At 61.8% G+C, this 20,555-nt stretch carries 14 protein-coding genes and 1 pseudogene; 7 read left to right on the top strand and 8 right to left on the bottom strand.

Annotation, left to right across the window (positions count from 1 at the left end; all coding sequences use genetic code 11):
• Positions 1–117: 117 nt before the first annotated feature.
• From ftsK to cysG, 6 genes are all read left to right on the top strand, one after another.
• Positions 118–2,526 carry a DNA translocase FtsK gene (ftsK, locus tag ACZ0AI_RS05380; RefSeq protein WP_463564895.1) on the top strand — a complete coding sequence of 803 codons (2,409 nt, stop codon included), beginning with the start codon at positions 118–120 and terminating at the stop codon, positions 2,524–2,526.
• 18 nt (positions 2,527–2,544) lie between these two features.
• A complete protein-coding gene (gene lolA / locus ACZ0AI_RS05375; protein ID WP_463564894.1) occupies positions 2,545–3,171 on the top strand; it encodes an outer membrane lipoprotein periplasmic chaperone LolA in 627 nt (208 codons plus the stop codon).
• A gap of 7 nt (positions 3,172–3,178) precedes the next feature.
• Positions 3,179–4,504 carry a replication-associated recombination protein A gene (locus tag ACZ0AI_RS05370; protein WP_463564893.1) on the top strand — a complete coding sequence of 442 codons (1,326 nt, stop codon included), beginning with the start codon at positions 3,179–3,181 and terminating at the stop codon, positions 4,502–4,504.
• Positions 4,501–4,875, top strand: a complete 375-nt coding sequence (crcB, locus tag ACZ0AI_RS05365) for a fluoride efflux transporter CrcB (protein WP_463564892.1) — start codon at positions 4,501–4,503, stop codon at positions 4,873–4,875. The genes ACZ0AI_RS05370 and crcB overlap by 4 nt, the downstream gene beginning before the upstream one ends.
• Positions 4,876–4,891: 16 nt before the next feature.
• Entirely contained in the window at positions 4,892–6,172 is a 1,281-nt protein-coding gene (serS, locus tag ACZ0AI_RS05360; RefSeq protein WP_463564891.1) for a serine--tRNA ligase, read from the top strand.
• Positions 6,173–6,291: 119 nt separating this feature from the next.
• Entirely contained in the window at positions 6,292–7,689 is a 1,398-nt protein-coding gene (cysG, locus tag ACZ0AI_RS05355; RefSeq protein WP_463564890.1) for a siroheme synthase CysG, read from the top strand.
• 160 nt (positions 7,690–7,849) lie between these two features.
• Here the strand turns inward: cysG and ACZ0AI_RS05350 are convergent, their stop codons facing one another.
• The 7 genes and pseudogenes from ACZ0AI_RS05350 to ACZ0AI_RS05320 all read right to left on the bottom strand — a co-directional run bounded on the left by ACZ0AI_RS05350 (position 7,850) and on the right by ACZ0AI_RS05320 (position 18,108).
• Positions 7,850–8,845 carry a TRAP transporter substrate-binding protein gene (locus ACZ0AI_RS05350; RefSeq protein ID WP_463564889.1) on the bottom strand — a complete coding sequence of 332 codons (996 nt, stop codon included), beginning with the start codon at positions 8,843–8,845 and terminating at the stop codon, positions 7,850–7,852.
• 161 nt (positions 8,846–9,006) lie between these two features.
• Complete coding sequence (locus ACZ0AI_RS05345) at positions 9,007–10,308, bottom strand: glycosyltransferase (protein ID WP_463564888.1); 1,302 nt, start codon at positions 10,306–10,308, stop codon at positions 9,007–9,009.
• Positions 10,309–10,315: 7 nt separating this feature from the next.
• Complete coding sequence (locus tag ACZ0AI_RS05340; protein ID WP_463564887.1) at positions 10,316–10,822, bottom strand: disulfide bond formation protein B; 507 nt, start codon at positions 10,820–10,822, stop codon at positions 10,316–10,318.
• 277 nt (positions 10,823–11,099) lie between these two features.
• Positions 11,100–12,494: an efflux transporter outer membrane subunit gene (locus ACZ0AI_RS05335; protein ID WP_463566055.1), complete on the bottom strand. Its 1,395-nt coding sequence runs from the start codon at positions 12,492–12,494 to the stop codon at positions 11,100–11,102.
• A gap of 14 nt (positions 12,495–12,508) precedes the next feature.
• Positions 12,509–15,680 (bottom strand): annotated as a pseudogene (locus ACZ0AI_RS05330) (efflux RND transporter permease subunit).
• Between the two features lie 98 nt (positions 15,681–15,778).
• Positions 15,779–17,011: a multidrug efflux RND transporter periplasmic adaptor subunit MexE gene (gene mexE / locus ACZ0AI_RS05325; RefSeq protein WP_463564886.1), complete on the bottom strand. Its 1,233-nt coding sequence runs from the start codon at positions 17,009–17,011 to the stop codon at positions 15,779–15,781.
• Between the two features lie 179 nt (positions 17,012–17,190).
• Entirely contained in the window at positions 17,191–18,108 is a 918-nt protein-coding gene (locus tag ACZ0AI_RS05320; protein WP_463564885.1) for a LysR family transcriptional regulator, read from the bottom strand.
• 240 nt (positions 18,109–18,348) lie between these two features.
• Between ACZ0AI_RS05320 and ACZ0AI_RS05315 the strand changes: the two genes are divergently transcribed.
• Positions 18,349–19,365 carry a zinc-dependent alcohol dehydrogenase family protein gene (locus tag ACZ0AI_RS05315; protein ID WP_463564884.1) on the top strand — a complete coding sequence of 339 codons (1,017 nt, stop codon included), beginning with the start codon at positions 18,349–18,351 and terminating at the stop codon, positions 19,363–19,365.
• A 129-nt stretch (positions 19,366–19,494) separates the two neighbouring features.
• Here ACZ0AI_RS05315 and gntR read toward each other — a convergent pair whose 3' ends face one another.
• A complete protein-coding gene (gene gntR / locus ACZ0AI_RS05310) occupies positions 19,495–20,520 on the bottom strand; it encodes an HTH-type transcriptional regulator GntR (protein ID WP_463564883.1) in 1,026 nt (341 codons plus the stop codon).
• Positions 20,521–20,555 lie beyond the last annotated feature (35 nt).

Genomic DNA, 20,555 nt, shown 5'->3' with positions numbered 1-20,555 from the left:
AAGCATGAAGCAAGCGGGAGATCAGCTCCCCATCAGCGGAGCGGCATGCCGTACAATGGCGACGTTTCGTCCTCTACCGATCATGCGGCGCGCTACCGGCGCAGGAACAGATGCGTTTTGAAGAATTCTAGCTCTACAGCACCGACACCAGCTTGGCGTCAGCAACTGCCGTACCGCCTCAAGGAGGGTGCGCTGATCGCCCTCGGGGCCTTGTGCCTCTACGTGTGGATGGCGCTGCTCACCTATGATCCGGCAGACCCGGGCTGGACCCATACCAGCAACGTCGAGCAGGTACACAATGCTGCTGGTCGTGCCGGCGCCTGGTTCGCCGATGTGCTGTTCATGGCGCTGGGCTATTTCGCCTATCTCTTCCCGCTACTGCTCGGTATCAAGGCGCTGCAGGTGTTCCGTGCCCGTCACGAACCCTGGCACTGGAGCGGTTGGCTATTTTCCTGGCGTTTGATCGGCCTGGTTTTTCTGGTGCTTTCAGGCTCGGCACTGGCCTATATCCACTTTCAGGGTGGTGCAGGCCTACCGGCATCTGCAGGCGGCGCATTAGGTGAGAGTCTGGGGCAACTGACCGTAGCGGCCCTGAACGTGCAGGGCAGTACTCTGCTGTTCATTGCCCTGTTTCTGTTCGGTTTGACGGTATTCACCGACCTGTCCTGGTTCAAGGTGATGGACATCACTGGCAAGATCACTCTGGATCTGCTGGAGCTGGTACAGAGCTTGGTCAACCGCTGGTGGAGTTCGCGTCAGGATCGTAAGCAACTGGTCGCCCAGTTACGCGAAGTGGATGAGCGTGTTCATGACGTGGCGGCGCCGATGGTGCGTGACCGTCGTGAGCAGGCCAAGGTCAAAGAGCGCCTGATCGAGCGTGAAGAGTCGCTCAACAAGCACATGAGCGAGCGCGAAAGCCGTCCCGCTCCGGTCATCACCGCTCCGAGTGCGCCCAAGGCGCCCGAGCCGAGCAAGCGCGTGCAGAAAGAGAAACAGGCGCCGCTGTTCGTCGACAGCGCGGTGGAGGGCACGCTGCCGCCGATCTCGCTGCTCGACCCGGCAGAAGCCAAGAAGATCGAGTACTCGCCCGAGTCCCTGGCGGGCGTCGGCCATCTGCTGGAGATCAAACTCAAGGAGTTCGGTGTCGAGGTATCGGTCGACTCGATCCATCCTGGCCCGGTGATCACCCGCTACGAAATTCAACCTGCCGCTGGCGTCAAGGTCAGCCGGATCTCCAACCTAGCCAAGGACTTGGCGCGCTCGCTGGCAGTGACCAGCGTCCGTGTGGTTGAAGTGATTCCCGGCAAGACCACCGTCGGTATCGAAATCCCTAACGAGAACCGCCAGATCGTGCGTTTCTCCGAGGTGCTGTCGACCCCTGAGTACGACGACGCCAAATCACCGGTCACCCTGGCTCTGGGTCACGACATCGGCGGCAAACCGGTCATCACCGACCTGGCGAAAATGCCTCACCTACTGGTTGCCGGTACCACCGGTTCCGGTAAGTCCGTGGGCGTGAACGCGATGATTCTTTCGATCCTGTTCAAGTCAGGTCCGGAAGACGCCAAGATGATCATGATCGACCCGAAAATGCTCGAGTTGTCGATCTACGAAGGCATTCCCCATCTGCTCTGCCCGGTCGTCACCGACATGAAGGAAGCGGCCAACGCGCTGCGCTGGAGCGTCGCCGAGATGGAGCGCCGCTACAAACTGATGTCGAAGATGGGCGTGCGTAACCTGGCGGGCTTCAACCGCAAGGTGAAGGACGCGATCGAGGCTGGCGAGCCGCTGTCCGATCCGCTGTATCGCCGCGAAAGCATGGAAGACGAAGCGCCGCTGCTGAAAACGTTGCCGACCATTGTCGTCGTCGTGGACGAATTCGCCGACATGATGATGATCGTCGGCAAGAAGGTCGAAGAGCTGATCGCCCGTATTGCCCAAAAGGCGCGAGCGGCGGGTATTCACCTGATTCTCGCTACCCAGCGGCCGTCGGTGGACGTGATTACCGGCTTGATCAAGGCCAACATTCCGACCCGAATGGCCTTCCAGGTATCGAGCAAGATCGACTCGCGCACCATCATCGACCAAGGCGGCGCCGAACAGCTGCTCGGCCACGGTGACATGCTCTACATGCCGCCTGGTACCAGCCTGCCGATTCGTGTGCACGGCGCGTTCGTCTCCGACGATGAGGTGCATCGCGTTGTAGAAGCCTGGAAGCTACGCGGCGCGCCGGACTATAACGAAGACATTCTGGCCGGCTCCGAAGAGGGCGGCGGTGGCTTCGACGGTGGTAGCGGTGGCTCCGAGGGTGGCGACGACAGTGAGTCGGATCCGCTGTACGACGAAGCGGTCAATTTCGTGCTGGAAAGCCGCCGCGCGTCCATTTCCTCGGTGCAGCGCAAACTGAAGATCGGCTACAACCGCGCCGCCCGCATGATCGAAGCCATGGAAATGGCTGGCGTGGTCACACCGATGAATACCAACGGTTCGCGCGAGGTCATTGCACCTGGTTCGAGCCGCGATTAACCCTGACAGAGGATTCACATGCGCCTGATACGTTTGATGTTGCTCGCCGTCCTCACCACCGCGAGCCTGTTCGCCCACGCCGACGATGAGGCCGCCGTAAAGCGTCTGACCGAGTTGCTCAACCAGGCGCAGACCATCACCGCACGCTTCTCCCAGCTGTCCCTCGACGGTAGCGGTACTCAGCTGCAGGAAACCGCTGGTGAGTTGGCACTCAAGCGTCCGGGCCTGTTCCGCTGGCACACCGATGCGCCGATGGAGCAGTTGCTGGTTTCCGATGGCAAGCAGGTGTGGTTGTACGACCCGGATCTCGAGCAGGTGACCATTCAGTCCCTCGATCAGCGCCTGACTCACACTCCGGCCTTGCTGCTCTCCGGTGATGTCTCGCAGATTCGCGAGAACTTCGAGATCACCTTCAAGGAAGGTGGCAACGTGGTGGACTTCATCCTCAAGCCGAAGTCCAAGGACACCCTGTTCGACAGCCTGCGCCTGTCCTTCCGTAATGGCGTACTGAACGACATGCAACTGATCGATAGCATCGGCCAGCGCACCAACATTCTGTTCATGAGCGTGAAGATGAACGAGCCCCTGGATGACAAGCAGTTCAGCTTCGAAATCCCAGAGGGTGCGGACGTCATCCAAGAGTAGGTAAGTCGTGGATCTGTTTCGCAGCGCGCCCGTCGTCCAGCCACTGGCCGCCCGTCTGAGGGCGACCACGCTGGACGAATACGTCGGTCAGGAGCATTTGCTGGCCCGCGGCAAGCCGCTGCGCGAAGCCCTGGAGCAGGGCGCCTTGCACTCGATGATCTTCTGGGGGCCGCCCGGTGTCGGCAAGACCACCCTGGCCCGCTTGCTGGCTCAGGTCACCGATGCGCATTTCGAGACCATTTCCGCGGTGCTGTCCGGGGTCAAGGAAATCCGCCAGGCCGTCGAGGTCGCCCAGCAGCATGCCGCCCAGTATGGCCGCCGTACCATTCTGTTCGTCGACGAAGTGCATCGTTTCAACAAGTCGCAGCAGGACGCCTTCCTGCCTTACGTCGAAGATGGCACGCTGATTTTCATCGGCGCGACCACGGAAAACCCCTCGTTCGAACTCAACAACGCCTTGCTGTCCCGCGCTCGCGTCTACGTGCTCAAGAGCCTGGATGACGCTGCGCTGCGCAAGCTGGTCGACCGCGCACTGAGCGAAGCCAAGGGCCTCGGCGAGCGCCAGCTGACGCTGCCGGATGACAGCTTCGACATTCTCAAAAGTGCTGCGGACGGTGACGGTCGACGCTTCCTCAATTTTCTCGAGAACGCCGCCGACCTGGCCGATGACGGTGGTGAGATCAGCACCGAACTGCTGCTCGACCTGCTCGGTGATACCCGACGGCGCTTCGACAAGGGCGGTGAGGCTTTCTACGACCAGATTTCCGCGCTGCACAAGTCAGTACGCGGCTCCAGCCCGGACGGTGCCCTGTACTGGTTCGCGCGCATGCTCGATGGCGGCTGTGATCCGTTGTATATCGCCCGGCGCGTGGTGCGCATGGCCAGCGAGGATATCGGTAATGCCGACCCCCGCGCCCTGACGCTGTGCCTGAATGCCTGGGACGTCCAGGAGCGCCTCGGCAGCCCTGAAGGTGAGTTGGCTGTGGCCCAGGCCATCGTCTACCTGGCCTGCGCTCCCAAGAGCAACGCCGTGTACAGCGCCTTCAAGGCCGCCATGCGTGATGTCGCGGAAAACGGCTCGCGGGAAGTGCCGCTGCACTTGCGCAATGCACCGACCAAACTGATGAAGCAGCTCGGCTATGGCGACGAATACCGCTACGCCCATGACGAGCCCGATGCCTACGCCGCTGGCGAAGACTACTTTCCCGAAGACATCGAACCGCGCCGCTATTACCAGCCGGTGCCCCGTGGCCTGGAGCTGAAGATTCGCGACAAGCTCGCTCATCTGGCCGATCAGGACGCCAACAGCCCGCGGCAGCGTAGAAAGCCATGATGGTCACCATTTTCGCCGTCGCCGTTGGCGGCGCGCTCGGCACCCTGGCGCGTTTTGCCGCGGGTAACTGGGTCAATGCCCACTGGCCACAGCATTTCTATACGGCAACCTTACTGGTGAACCTCGTCGGCTGCCTGCTGATCGGGGTACTCTACGGCCTGTTCATGTTGCGCCCTGAAGTGCCGCTGCCAATCCGGGTAGGATTGATCGTCGGCGTGCTGGGCGGCTTCACGACATTTTCTTCATTTTCCCTCGACACCCTGCGCCTTCTCGACAGCGGCCAGGCGCCAATAGCCATAGGCTATTTGGCGGTAAGTGTTGTGGGCGGCCTGCTTGCTACCTGGGCAGGCCTTTCGCTAACCAAAATCTGATCGACGAGAACCTGAAATGCTCGATTCCAAACTGGTGCGCAGCCAACTGCACGAAATTGCCCAGCGTCTGGCCACCCGTGGCTATGAACTGGACGTGACCCGCGTCGAAGCCCTCGAGGCTCAGCGCAAGTCCGTTCAGACCCGTACCGAGCAATTGCAGGCAGAGCGCAACAGTCGATCCAAGTCCATCGGCCAGGCCAAGCAACGCGGTGAAGACATCGCGCCGTTGCTGGCCGAGGTCGACCGCATGGGCAGCGACCTGGAGGAGGGCAAGCGCGAACTGGACGCCATTCAGGTCGAGCTGGACAACCTGCTGTTGAGCATTCCCAACCTGCCGGACGATTCGGTGCCGGTCGGTGCCGACGAAGACGGCAACGTCGAAGTACGTCGCTGGGGCACGCCGAAGGCCTTCGACTTCACCGTGCAGGATCACGTCAGCCTCGGCGAGCAGCACGGCTGGCTGGATTTCGAAACCGCCGCCAAGCTGTCCGGCGCGCGTTTTGCCCTGCTGCGTGGCCCAATTGCCCGCCTGCACCGCGCCCTGGCGCAGTTCATGATCAACCTGCACACCGCCGAGCACGGTTACGAAGAGGCCTATACGCCTTATCTGGTTCAGGCCCCGGCGCTGCAGGGTACAGGTCAGCTGCCGAAGTTCGAGGAAGACCTGTTCAAGATCAGCCGCGAAGGCGAAGCCGATTTCTATCTGATTCCGACTGCCGAAGTGTCGCTGACCAATATCGTTGCCGGCGAGATCATCGATGCCAAGCAGCTGCCGCTGAAGTTCGTCGCGCATACACCATGCTTCCGCAGCGAGGCCGGTGCATCGGGCCGTGATACCCGCGGCATGATCCGCCAGCACCAGTTCGACAAGGTCGAAATGGTTCACGTGGTCGAGCCGGGCAAATCCTTCGAGGCGCTCGAGGAACTGACCGGCCATGCCGAGAAGGTTCTGCAACTCCTCGAACTGCCGTACCGCGTGCTGGCCCTGTGTACGGGTGACATGGGCTTCAGCGCGACCAAGACCTACGACCTGGAAGTCTGGGTGCCGAGCCAGGACAAGTACCGCGAAATCTCTTCCTGTTCCAACTGTGGCGACTTCCAGGCCCGCCGCATGCAGGCGCGCTATCGCAACCCGGAAACCGGCAAGCCGGAACTGCTGCACACCCTCAACGGCTCTGGCCTTGCGGTGGGTCGTACCCTGGTGGCGGTGCTGGAAAACTACCAGCAGGCCGACGGCAGCGTCCGTGTTCCCGAGGTGCTGAAGCCCTACATGGGCGGTATCGAAGTGATCGGCTGATCCATGCGTGACGGCGGCACCTCAGTGTGTCGCTTGCCGCCGCATTTCAGGCCCCGAGCTGAGTCTCGGGGTCGTCATTTTCACCACGTCGCTCGCGAGCGACCGTAATGGGCATCGTCATGGACTTTCTTCCCCTGTTCCACAAACTGCAGGATCGCCGCGTGCTGGTGATCGGCGGCGGAGAGATCGCCCTGCGCAAGGCGCGTCTACTGGCCGATGCCGGAGCCTGCCTGCGTGTCGTATCGCCTGAGGTGGGTAGCGAGCTGCGCGAACTGGTGGAGCAGGGCACTGGCGAGTTGCGCTTGCGCAACTACCAGGCCGACGATCTGAATGGCGTGTCGCTGGTGATCGCCGCGACCGATGATGAAGCCTTGAATGCCCAGGTTTCCCAGCAGGCCCAGGCAATCGGCCTGCCGGTCAACGTAGTGGATGCGCCTGCGCAGTGCAGCGTGATCTTTCCTGCCATCGTCGACCGCTCGCCGTTGATCGTCGCGGTCAGTAGCGGCGGTGATGCCCCCGTGCTGGCCCGGCTGATCCGCGCCAAGATCGAAACCTGGATTCCCTCGACCTACGGTCAGTTGGCCGGTCTGGCGAAAGTCTTCCGGGCACAGGTCAAGAGCCTGTTTCCCGACGTGCAGCAGCGCCGAGTGTTCTGGGAAGACGTATTTCAGGGGGCGATCGCGGAAAGTGTGTTCGCTGGCAAACTAGGCGAAGCCCGCCGTCTACTGGAGGAGAAGGTCAGTGGTGCTGCGCCTCGGGCGCTGGGCGAGGTTTACCTGGTCGGTGCAGGCCCGGGTGATCCCGATCTGCTAACCTTCCGCGCCCTGCGCCTGATGCAGCAGGCTGATGTGGTGCTCTATGATCGCCTGGTCGCTCCTGCAATCATCGAGCTGTGCCGCCGTGATGCCGAACGCATCTACGTCGGCAAGCGTCGCGCCGATCATGCCGTCCCTCAGGAACAGATCAACCAGCGCCTGATCGACCTGGCCAAGGCCGGCAAGCGCGTGCTGCGATTGAAGGGCGGTGATCCGTTCATCTTTGGCCGCGGCGGTGAAGAGATCGAGCAACTGGCCTCCCATGGCATTCCTTTTCAGGTGGTGCCGGGGATCACTGCGGCCAGTGGCTGCTCGGCCTACGCGGGTATTCCGCTGACCCATCGTGATCATGCGCAATCGGTACGTTTCGTTACCGGCCACCTCAAGGACGGCAGCACCGACCTACCATGGTCGGAGCTGATCGCACCCAGCCAGACGTTGGTGTTCTACATGGGGTTGGTTGGTTTGCCGACCATCTGCCAGCAACTGGTCGCCCATGGTCGTGCAGCGAGCACGCCGGCAGCGCTGGTGCAGCAGGGCACCACGGAGAATCAGCGGGTTTTTACCGGCACCCTGGCCAATCTCCCGGATCTCGTTGCGCAGCATGAGGTGCATGCACCGACGTTGGTGATCATCGGAGAAGTAGTGCAACTGCGTGACAAGCTTGCCTGGTTCGAAGGTGCTCAGGATACGGCTCGATAGTCGTGTGCCGCTTACCCGTAGCATTTGGTTTAGCGTAGCAATACCCAGGGCAGCCATTCCCGGGTATCACTGCGCTCAACGCCGGGCTACGAGAGCGAGCTACCCTGGAGTGATGTTTCCCAGGGTTCGCAGCGCTCAACGCAGGCCACTGGCGAAGCGATCAATTCTTGCGATTGACCGTTTGCGCGGCCTTGATCACGTCTGCACCGATCTCAGCCTCGAACTGCTGCCACACGGGGCGCATGGCCTCACGCCAGGCGTTGCGCTGTTCCGCCGTGAGGCTGATGATTTGGCTCTTGCCTGAGGCTTCGATACGGCGACGATCTGCCTGATTGGCCTCTTCGGCCTGACGGTTAACCGCATATGTAACCTCGTCGATGATGGCCTCAAGCTCGGTGCGAATCTGGTGAGGAATGCCGTACCAGAAACGCGCGTTGCTGATCAGCATGTAATCGAGCACGCCATGGTTGGTTTCAGTGATATAGGGCTGAACCTCGTGCAAGCGCTGGCTGTATAGGTTCGACCAGGGATTCTCCGCACCCTGCACCTGGCCGCTCTGCAGCCCCTTATAAACTTCTGCAAACGGCATTTTTACCGACGTCGCGCCCAGTTGGGCGAACTGGGCATCCAGTACGTTGGAATTCTGGATACGGAAACTCAGACCTGCGGCATCGGCAGGCACACGCAGGGCCTTGGTCGCCGACATCTGCTTCATGCCGTTGTGCCAATAGGCCAGACCCACGATGTTCTGATCTTCCATCGAACGCAGCAACTGGCGGCCTTTGGCGCGCTTCTGGAAGCGGTTGACCGCCTCCAGATCGTCGAACATGAAGGGCAGATCGAATACCTGCAGCTGCTTGGTGTATTTGTCGAATTTGGCCAGTGAAGGGGCCAGCATCTGTACCTCGTTATTGCGCAGCGCTTCCAGCTCGTTAGCGTCGCCATACAGGGACGAGTTGGGGTAGACCTCAACCTTGACCTTGCCTTCCAGGCGCTGGTCGACCAGGCGCTGGAACATCAGCGCTCCCTGACCTTTTGGCGTGTCGTCAGCCACCACATGGGAAAGCTTGATCACCAATGTGGCTTCTTGGGCAAAGGCAGTGTGCGAGCTGAGCGTCAGGGCGCAGGCGGCCGCAACGGCGATCTTTTTGAACATGCGGGTGACCTTATTCTTATCGACTATTTTTAGGTCGGACGCTGGTTGGCAGAAACGTCCGTGCTGGAACCGGTTACGGTTATTTGCGAAGTCTACTGCAATCATGACGCCATATTTGTGACATCCGTCTGAGGAGCTGCAGGAAACCTGGAAGATTGCCCTCAAATGCTTGCTTTTACCGGTATAGCTGCATTCTTGGCCGCGATCCACTGCGACATGTACTGGGTGCTCTTGTGCTGATGATGACGCAGCATGGCGCCCACGAAATTGGCCTGACGATGTTGCTCTCGCGTCGCGAACAGCAGATTCAAGCGGGCCACCAACGTTTCGCCGAGTCGCTGGCGATCGAAACGGGCAGCGAGCAGGGCATGGCCTTGTCGCTGCGCGTCGAGCCAGCGAGCTTCGTTCTCATACAGCTGCACCGCAGCATCGGCGATTGCAGTGGCATCAGCAGCGATGCTGCCGGGCCATGGCAGCTCGCCGTGCATGCCTTCGCTGCCGATCAGCGTGGTCACGCTGGGTGTGCCGCAGGCCATGGCGTCGGCCAGTTTGCCTTTGATGCCGGCGCCGAAGCGCAGGGGGGCCAGACAGATCCGCGCCTGGGCCATGACCTGGTGAGCATCGTCGACCCAACCGAGTACATGGAAGCCCTGTTTGGGATTGTGCAGTGCCGTGGCCTTGGGTGGCGGGTAGGCGCCGTACACGTGCAGTTGCGCCTGGGGCAGGCGCGTGCGGATCAGCGGCCACAGCGCATGCTTGAGCCACAGCACGGCATCCCAGTTCGGCGCATGACGAAAGTTGCCGATGCTCAGGAAGTGCTGTCGCTCGGCAAACGGCAGGCTCTCGAGCGCAGGCGGAATCAGCATCAGCGCACAGTCATGCAGCAGCGCTGCCGGCACCTTGAACTGTTCCTGCAGCATGCTTATCTCGAATTCGGAAATCATCAGCGTGAGGTCGCAACGGTAGATCGAGGCGATTTCGCGCTGCGCCATGTCGCTGTCCGCCATGGCCTCGTACAGAACCTGTGCAGTGGCGTGCACCGGGCCGACCTGCTGCCGCTCGGTTTCGTTCGAACAGGCGTGCTGGCTGGCCTTGAGCAAGGCGTGACGGGCGTCGCGCAAGCAGTGCAGGTCGCTGGTGTCGAGTACCCGCAGGGCCTGTGGCCAGGCGCGCTCGACCCGCCAGGCGAACTGCTCTTCGGTGAAGAATCGGTCGAACAGCACCAGATCCGGCTGCAGCTGAGCAACCAACGCGTCGAAACTGTCGCAGTTCAGGGCAACGGGCACTTCGGCGATCTGCAATTCGCTCAAATCCGCGCGATGCGAAGACAGCGCCGCCGCGCTGGCGAAGGTGACCTGCCAGCCCTGGCCGTGAAACACGCCGAGCAGTTCGAGCATGCGGCTGCCCGCTGCGGACGAACGGGGTTCCGGCCAGACGTAGCCGATGACCAATACCTTGCGCATATCGGGCTCAGCGCTTGCCGCGGATGCTGCGCCACAAGGTGAACAGCACCAGTGCGAACAACACGGCGATGCTTGCCAGGGTCCAGACGGTGAAGGGCAGGCCGAGAATCTTGTAATCGTTCTGCCCGCAGATGCCACCGCTCATGAACACGCCTGGCCAGTATTCGTGTAGCGGCAGGGTCTGGTAATAGAACGGGAAGGGCGAGCAGCTGAAGCTTTCCATGATGCCCAGCTCAATGAGGGTGACGTGGGCGTTGTCGATCAGCGCCATACCACTGGCGGCGAGCAGCAGTGGCCACAGCAGCACCGCCAACCAGGTCTGCCGGGCCGCTGCGGCAGCGCTGAGCAGCAGGGCGATAACAGTGACCAAGGCCAGCCACAGACGGATCTGCACACACAGTGTGCAAGGCTCCCAGCCAAAGACGTGCTGCGCGATCAGCGCGCCGGCGAGCATGGCGGCGCTGGCCAGAGCGATCACGAGCAGCAGCGGGGCGGGCGTGGTAGAGCGGGACATGAACTTCTCCAACGAGACGGGACGGCCGGGCCACGGCGACAAGCTGCCGTTTGTACCGGAAGGCGGCGTGCGCGGCAATCGAGGATTCCGATGAAAACCATCATTTTCAATCACACATGACAGCGCAGCAGCTCCAGCGCCCCCGATGAAACAGGGCCCTGGGAAGCATGTGCCTGCCCGAACACAAAACCGGCGTCCATAAAAAAGCCCCTCGGTCAGGAACACGAACCGAGGGGCATCAAGGGCCAGCTGCGCTGGCCAGGGAGGGAAAAGCGATTCAGGACGCTGGCTGCCAACCGCCACCCAGCGCCTTGTAGATGGCGACGATGCCTTGGTACAACTCGACCTCGGCCTGGGCCTGGCTGTCTTCGGCGGCCAGGCGCTCGCGTTCGGCGTCGAGCAGCACCAGAAAGTCAGCCGTACCTTCGCGGTACTGCAAGCCGGCTTGGGCCGCAGCCGCACGGCTGGCTTCTGACTGACGTACCAATGCAAGCAGGCGCTCCTGGCGTTTGCCGTAATCGCTGAAGGCGTTCTCGGACTCTTCCAGAGCCAGCAGTACCTGCTGCTCGTAACCCGCCAGTGCGCCATCGGCATCCGCCTCGGCACCGCGCAGACGGGCACGGACGCTGCCCAGATCGAATGCCGCCCAGGTGATGGTCGGTGTTACGCCCCAGGCGCGTGCCGCCGATGAGCCCAACTGCGAGCCACGGCCCGCAGTAAAACCGAGGAAGCCGGACAGGCTGACCCGCGGAAACAGGTCTGCCGTGGCCACGCCAATCTGAGCGGTGGCTGCGGCCAGCTCGCGCTCGGCGGCACGAATGTCCGGGCGGCGACGCAGTAACTCACCCGGGTCACCAATAGGCAGCGCCTTGGATATGGCGGGTAGCGGGCGTGCTGCCAGGTCCACACTGAGTTGATCCGGACGCTGGCCGAGGAGGGTGGCGATACGGTTGCGAGCCCGCACCTGTTCGGCCTGCAGACGTGGCACTGTGGCTTCGGTGGCCGCCAGACGGGCGTCGGAACGCAGTACGTCTAGCTCGCTGCCCATGCCCACTTCGCGGCGTCGCTCGATGATGTCGCGCGACGAGCGCTGGTTGTCCAGATCGTCACGGGCGATACGTTCACGCAGCTGTGCGCCACGCAGCGTGCCGTAGGCATCCACCAGCTCGGCGATCAGGCTGACCTGCAGTTGCTGATAGTCGGCCTGGGCGACATCGATCTGCGCTTCGCTGGCTTCTAGTTGCCGCTGAATACGCCCGAACAGGTCGAGTTCCCAGGCCATGTCCAGGCCCAGGTCATAACGCTCGGCATTGATCCGTTCTTCAGTCACCCCAGGTTGCTGGGCCTTGCCGATTTCGCTGCTGGCCCGGGTGGTTACGGTGGGCAAGCGGTCATTGGCGACATCGTCGCGGATCGAGCGGGCAGCACGCAGGCGGGCATAGGCCACGCGCAGTTCGCGGTTGTCCTGCTGCGACTGCTGCACCAGCTGGCTCAGGGTCGGATCTTCGAACTGCTGCCACCATTGGGTTTCGAAACGGCTGGTGTCGTAGCCGCCCCCGGCGCTTTGCGCCGAGGTCACGGTGGCGCTGTCCGGCGCCTTGTAATCAGGCCCGACTGCACAGGCAGTCAAGGCAAGCGTCAGGGCACTGAACAACAAGCTGCGGGGTAACATCTTGGTCAGGGAATTCATGCCTGCACCTCCTGCAGACGGGCTGCCTTGCGGGCTTCGCGTTTTTCCACGAAAGCGCGGATCAGCACATAGAACACTGGCGTCAGCAGCAGGCCGAAGAAGGTCACCCCGAGCATGCCGCTGAACACCGCAACACCCATGGCATGACGCATTTCCGCACCGGCGCCGCTCGACAACACCAGGGGCACCACGCCCATGATGAAGGCGAAGCTGGTCATCAGGATGGGCCGCAAGCGCAAGCGGCAGGCTTCCAGCACCGCGGCGACGCGATCCAACCCATGCTCCTGCTGCTCCTTGGCGAACTCGACGATGAGGATGGCGTTCTTACACGCCAATCCCACCAGTACGATCAATCCGATCTGGGTGAAGATGTTGTTGTCCCCCCGCCAGGATCACCCCGGTGATGGCCGACAGCAGCGTCATCGGCACGATCAGGATGACCGCCAGCGGCAGGCTCCAGCTTTCGTACTGAGCGGCCAGCACCAGGAAGGCCAGCAAGACACAGAGCGGGAACACGAACAGCGCGGTGTTGCCGGCGAGGATCTGCTGATAGGTCAGCTCGGTCCACTCGAAGCTCATGCCGTTGGGCAGCTCTTCCTTCAGCAGCTTGGCCATCGCCGCTTCGGCCTGGCCGGAGCTGTAGCCGGGCGCTGCCGCACCGTTGATTTCCGCGGTGATGAAGCCGTTGTAGTGCATCACCCGGTCAGGGCCGGCACTGTCGCTGACCTTCACGAAGGTCGACAGCGGAATCATCTCGCCACGGTTGTTACGCACCTTCAACTGACCGATCTGCTCGGCTTCCAGGCGGAATTGCTGATCGGCCTGGACGTTGACCTGATAGGTACGACCGAAACGGTTGAAGTCATTGGCGTACAGCGAGCCCAGGTAGACCTGCATGGTGTCGAAGATCTGATCGATATCCACGCCGTGGGTCTTGGCCTTCTCACGGTCGATGTTGGCCTCCACTTGTGGCACGTTGACCTGATAGCTGGTGAACAACCCGGCCAACTCAGGTACCTGCTGGCTCTTGGCGATGATGTTCTGGGTCTGTTTGTACAGCTCGTCGTAGCCCAGGTTGGCGCGGTCCTGAACCTGCACACGGAAGCCGCCAATGGTACCCAGGCCCATCACCGGTGGTGGTGGGAAGATGGCGATGTAAGCCTCCTGAATATCTGCGAACTTGCCATTCAGTTCAGCCGCGATGGCATTGGCGCTCAGCGACGCATCCTTGCGTTCGTCGAAGTCTTTCAGGGTGACGAACACGATACCGCTGTTGGGGCTGTTGGTGAAGCCGTTGATCGACAGGCCAGGGAACGCCACGGTGTTGGCCACGCCGGGGTGCTTGGAGGCGATGTCGGACATGCGTTTGATCACCGCTTCGCTGCGATCCAGGCTGGCAGCGTCCGGTAGCTGGGCGAAGGCGACCAGGTACTGTTTATCCTGCGGCGGCACGAAGCCGGTCGGCGTGCTGGCAAAGCCCAGGTAGGTCAGGCCCATCAAGCCGGCGTAAACCACCAGCGCGATGCCGCTGCCGCGCAGTACCCGGCGTACGGTGCCGACATAGCCATTGCTGGCACGGTCGAATACCCGGTTGAAGGGGTTGAACAACCAGCGCCCGAACAGACGGTCGAGGCCACGCGAGAAGCGATCCTTCGGCTCGTTATGGCCTTTGAGCAGCACGGCAGCCAGGGCCGGCGACAGGGTCAGGGAGTTGAAGGCCGAGATCACCGTGGAGATGGCGATGGTCAGCGCGAACTGCTGATAGAACTGCCCGGTAAGCCCGGAAATGAACGCGGTAGGGATGAACACGGCACACAGCACCAGCGCCGTGGCGACGATGGGGCCGGTGACTTCCTTCATCGCCTGTTTGGTAGCTTCGACCGGCGTCTTGCCGAGGCCGATGTTACGCTCGACGTTCTCCACCACCACGATAGCGTCGTCCACCACGATACCGATGGCCAACACCAGGCCGAACAGCGACAGGGCGTTGAGCGAGAAGCCGAACATGTGCATCACCGCGAAGGTGCCGATCAGCGACACCGGTACGGCGGCCAGGGGAATGATCGAGGCACGCCAGGTCTGCAGGAACAGAATCACCACCAGTACCACCAGCACGATGGCCTCGAGCAGGGTGTGCACCACCGCCTCGATGGAGCCGCGTACGAAGATGGTCGGGTCGTAGACGATTTCGTAGTCCACGCCCTGAGGGAAGCTCTCCTTCAGCTCGGCCATGCGCTCACGCACCGCATCGGAGATGGCGATGGCGTTGGAGCCCGGGCGCTGGAAGATCGGCATGGCCACGGCCGGCTGGTTGTTGAGCAGCGAACGCAGGGCGTACTGCTCGGAACCCAGTTCGATCCGCGCGATATCCTTGAGACGCGTGATCTCGCCGTTCTCGCCGGCACGGATGACGATGTTCTCGAACTCTTCCTCGGTAACCAGACGGCCCTGGGCGTTGATCGACAGCTGGAAGCTGGTGTCACCGGCGCCCGGCGGTGCGCCCAGGGAGCCGGCAGCGACCTGACGGTTCTGCTCGCGGATGGCGTTGACCACGTCGGTGGCGGTCAGCCCGCGGGAGGCGACCTTGTCCGGGTCGAGCCAGACGCGCATCGAGTAGTCACCCAGACCGAACAGCCGCACATCACCGACACCATCCAGGCGCGACAGCTCGTCCTTGATGTTCAGCGCGGCGTAGTTGGACAGGTAGAGCATGTCGTAGCTGTTATCCGGCGACGTCAGGTGGACCACCATGGTCATGTCCGGCGAGGCCTTGTCGACCGTCACGCCGAGGCGCTGCACCTCAGTGGGCAGGGTCGGCATGGTGCGCGTCACGCGGTTCTGCACCTGCACCTGGGCAGTATCCAGATTGGTACCCAGGGCAAAGGTGATGGTCAGCGTCATGCGCCCGTCATTATTGGCCTGGGAGGACATGTACAGCATGCCCTCGACACCGACGATGGCCTGCTCCAGCGGCGAGGCCACGGTTTCACCGATGACCTTGGGGTTGGCGCCCGGGAAGTTGGCGGTGACCACTACAGTGGGCGGCACCACTTCCGGGTATTCGCTGATCGGCAGTTGGAACAGCGAGATGGCGCCGCCGATCAAGATGATCAGCGACAGCACGGCGGCGAAGATCGGCCGCTGGATGAAGAACTGGGAAAAGTTCATCTGAGTGTCCTTGGAATGACGGGCACAGCACAGCCTGCCCACGCCATCAATGGCGCGAGCAGGATTTCAGGTAAGGGAAAAGCGGGTGAAGCAGGGTGTTACTTGAGGCTGACCTTCAGCGGCTCGTCACTGCGTTCGGCGCGGGCCGAAGCAACCGCTCGGCGCTGACGTTCCAGAGCCGCCAGGGTTTTCTCATCGGCCATCGGCACAGACTGCGGATCCACCGTACTGCCCGGGATCGCCCGCTGCAGGCCGTTGACCACCACACGTTCGCCCTTGGCCAGGCCGTCACGGACGATGCGCAGACCTTCGAGCTTCGGCCCCAACTGCACGGAGCGGTAGACGACCTTGTTGTCGGCGCCGAGCACCAGCACGAACTTCTTGCCGAGATCGGTACCGACGGCGACATCCTGAATCAAGGTGGCGTCGTAGGTATCGCTGCCGACCAGCTTCAAACGCGCATACAGGCCTGGGGTGAAGCGGCCGTCTGCGTTGTCGAACACTGCGCGGCCACGAATGGTGCCAGTACGCGGGTTGACCTGGTTATCGAGGAAGTCCAGCTGGCCCAGATGCGGGTTACCGTCTTCGTTCGACAGCCCCAGATAAACAGGGCTCTTGCCGCGGCTGTCGTGGCCGGACTGGCGGGCCAACTCGGTGTACTTGAGGAAGGCACGTTCGTCGGCGTCGAAGTAGGCATACACCTTGTCGGTGGACACCAGCGAGGTCAGCAGCGATTCGCTGGCGGTCACCAGGTTGCCGGCAGTGACTTCGGCACGGCTGACGCGACCGTCGATAGGCGCGGTCACGCGTGTGAAACTGAGGTTGAGGCGGGCGTTGTCGAGCTCGGCCTGAATAGAGGCCGCTGCAGCCTGAGCTTCCTGGGCCGCGGTTTTGCGCGCATCAGCCAGTTCGGTGGAGATCGCATTGCCCTCACGCAGACGTTCGCCACGGCGTGATTCACTGACCGTGCGAGCCTGATTGGCGCGGGCTTGCTGCAGTTGCGCTTCGAGGCGTTTGACTTCGGCCTGGAAGGGGCGCGGATCAATCTGGAACAGCAGATCACCTTTCTTCACCAGGGCGCCTTCGTTGAAGCTTACCTTGTCGACGAAGCCCGAGACGCGTGGGCGGACTTGCACGGATTCAGGTGCCTCGAGGCGACCGGTGAATTCATCCCACTCGTTGAGTGGCTGTTCGATGACCTCGGCCACAGTGACTTTCGCCGCAGGCATCTGTTGTTGCGCCACATCCTCACTCTTGCCGCAGGCGGCGAGCACCAGAGTTGCGGCGAGTGCCAGAGGAAAGGGCCAGAGCCGGGTAGTGGGCTGTTCCATGATTACGATCCGCCAAGGTGTTAGTAGTGATGGAGGCGGAGTCTGGTCTCAGCAACATCAAGGAACGAATCGAACGCTCCGAAGATAGATATCACTGTGAATGATGATATTACGATTTGGAATATAAATAGCAAGCTACCTATCTATACTGCATAGATCGTCCGGCATGGCTGAATCTGTTATTCGAGGCTGTCCGGATCACCGAAGAACATCTGGATCCGCGACCGCAGCCAGCGCTCGGCCGGGTCGTTGTCCTGAGCGCCGCGCCAGGCCATGGACATTTCGAACGTGTCGCTCTCGAAGGGTGGGTCTTCGGCGCGCAGCCCGCCAGCAGCGGTGAGGGTAGCAGCGGTGTAGTCGGGGACCACGGCGATCAGGTCGGTGCCTGCCAGCAGGGTGCCCAGGCCATTGAACTGCGGCACGGCGAGCACCACCTTGCGGCTGCGATTCAGGCGCGCCAGTTGCTCATCGACAAAACCATTGAGATCCCCCGCGAAGGACACCATGGCATGCGGGCGAGCGCAGTAGTCGTCCAGGCTCAGCGGTTCGGGCACGACATCGGCACGCAACAGCTTCGGCTTGCTGCGGCGCAGGGTCTTGCGCTTGGCGTTGGCTGGCAGCTCCTCGGTGTAACTGACACCCACCGAGATCTCGCCAGAGGCCAGCAGGTTGGGCATCAGCAGGTAGTTGGCGCGGCGCACCACCAGCACCACGTTGGGCGCCTCGGAGCGCATACGGCGGAGCAGGGCAGGAAGCAGGGCGAACTCGACATCGTCGGAGAGGCCGACGCGAAATACTGCCGTACTGGTGGCCGGGTCGAATTCAGAAGCACGGCTGACCGCCGTCGAGATCGAATCCAGGGCGGGCGAGAGCAGGCCGAAGATTTCCTGGGCGCGGGCCGTGGGCTCCATGCTGCGCCCGGTGCGCACGAACAAAGGGTCGTCGAATAGCGTACGCAGCCGCGACAACGCGGCGCTGATCGCCGGCTGGCCGAGAAACAGTTTCTCTGCCGCGCGGGTCACGCTGCGTTCATGCATGAGTGTTTCGAAAACGATCAGCAGGTTGAGATCGAGACGGCGCAGGTCGTTGCGGTTCATCCAAGTACCAATGTGCGGGCTTGCCAGAGCGGGACGCTAGTGAGAGCCTTGTCCGCCAATAGTACGAGCACTTGAGCGAATTGGGAAAGACACCGGTATCATCGATATATCCACACGTTCTAGTGGCCTATATCACTGTCAGGCATGACGACTATCAATCGGGCCGGGTGGTGTACGTGAAGGTCAGCAGATAAAGTCGATTCCAATGAATAACCAATCCGCGATCAGTTGAGGTTGACGATGTCCCGCATGATCCGTTTCCACAAGTTCGGCGACGCCAGCGTATTGCAGTGCGAAGAAATGCCGACACCTACCCCCGCAGCGGGGGAGGTACTGGTACGCGTCCAGGCCCTTGGGGTTAGCTGGGGTGACGTACTGTGGCGCCAGAACCTGGCGTCGGAAGAAGCCAAATTACCATCAGGTGTCGGCTCAGAATTGGCCGGTATCGTAGAAGCCGTAGGCGAGGGCGTTGATGACCTCGAAGTCGGCGCGCAGGTTGCCGCCTTCCCGGCCAGTACCCCCAATCGCTATCCGACCTGGGGCGACCGCGTGGTCGTGCCGCGTTTTGCACTGACCCGCTTTCCTGACGTGCTCAGCCCGCAGGAAGCCAGCGTGCATTACACCGGCCTGCTGTTCGCCTACTTCGCGATGGTCGACCTGGCCAAGCTCAAGGCGGGTCAGCACGTTCTGATCACGGAGGCCTGCCATTGCCTGGCTCCGCAGTCGGTTCAACTGGCCAAGGCGCTCGGCGCCAATGTCATCGTATCGACCAGCGTGCCGGACAGCCGTGAGTTCCTGCGCGAACTGGGCGCCGACAAGATCATCTTCACCGAAGAGCAGGATCTGGTTCTCGAGGTCGAGCGTTACACCGAAGGCAAGGGCGCCGAAGTGATCCTCGACCACTGCGCCGGTCAGCAACTCAAGCTGCTCGGTGATGTTGCGGCCACCCGGGGTAAGCTGATCCTGTACGGGCTCAACGGTGGCAACGACACCGCATTCCCTGCCTGCGCCGCGTTCAAGAAACACCTGCAGTTCTTCCGTCACTGCGTGCTGGATTTCACCGGACACTCGGAACTGGGAATCGAACAGGATTGCGCAGCAGTGCAGCGGGCGCTTGATCACATCAACAAACTCACTGCTGAAGGTTTGCTCAAACCGCGCATCGACAAGACCTTTCCGTTCGAGGAATTCGTCGAAGCACATCGCTACATGGAAGCCTGCCCGGATCGCGGCCGTGTCGCACTGACGCTGGACTGATCCAACCCTGAACGAAAGAAGCCCGGCATTTGACCGGGCTTTTTTCTGGGGCAACACATCCCTGTGTCAGGATCGAAGCATGTCGAAAATCGATTGCGGTTTGATGACCAAAAGCGATGGCTCGATCGACTAGCTGCTTTCGCGAACCCGCAGTTCGAAACCGAGATCGACACTCGGCGCAGCAGGGCGGCCATCGAGCATTTTCAGCAACAGATTGGCGGCTTCGCGGCCGACTTCGGTGCGCGGCGTATGAATCGACGACAGCCTTGGCACCGTATGGGCGGACGCTGGCAAGTCGTTGAAACCGACCAGCGCCACACGCCCGGGAACCGCGATACCACAACGCTGCGCTTCGAACAGTGCGCCCTGAGCAAGGTCGTCATTGCAGAAGAAGATGCCGTCGATATCCGGGTGGCGTTGCATCAGCTCACGAAACAGCTGGCCACCCAAGCCGATGGATGAGGGCAGGGGGTGCAGCAATTCCAGCGCTGGGTCATACACACCGGCGGCCTGCAGCGTGCGCCGGAACCCCTCACCACGCTGCATCACCCGCGGGTCTAACTGGGCTGCGACATAAGCGAGCCGTTTGCGCCCCTGCTGCAGCAGATGTTGCGCTACAGCTTCACCGGCAGCCTGCTGAGAAAAACCGACGCTGGCGATACCAGGCGCGCTGCTCAATTCCATCATGTGCACACAGGGAATACGGCTGGCGCTCAGCAAATGCCGTGTGCCCTCGGTGCGGTCGAAGCCGGTCAGCAGCATGCCCATCGGCCGATACGGCAGATAGTTGCGCACCAGCCGTTCTTCCTCATCCCGGCAATAATGGTAATCGCCAATCAGAACCTCGATACCACGTGGGCGCATCACTTCGTGAATCGCATCCAGTGGCTCGATGAACAACTGGTTGGACAGGGAGGGGATCAACACCACGACCGACGTGCTACGCGCCGACGCCAGGGTGCGAGCGGCAGGGTTCGCCACATAGCCCAGTTCATCGGCCGCCTTGCGCACGCGTTCAGCGAGATCAGCCCCGACTGTCGCAACACCACGCAATGCGCGTGATGCGGTGATAGTGGAAACCCCTGCGCGTTCGGCGACTTCTGCCAGCGTGGGCATACCAAGGGTACGGGAGTTGCTGGGAGTCGGAGATTTCATTGCAAGGGCTTGTCATCGGCAGTAATTGGCGTTTA

The organism is Pseudomonas sp. AC355, from assembly GCF_979258205.1.
This window is presented reverse-complemented; position numbering and strand designations above follow the sequence as displayed.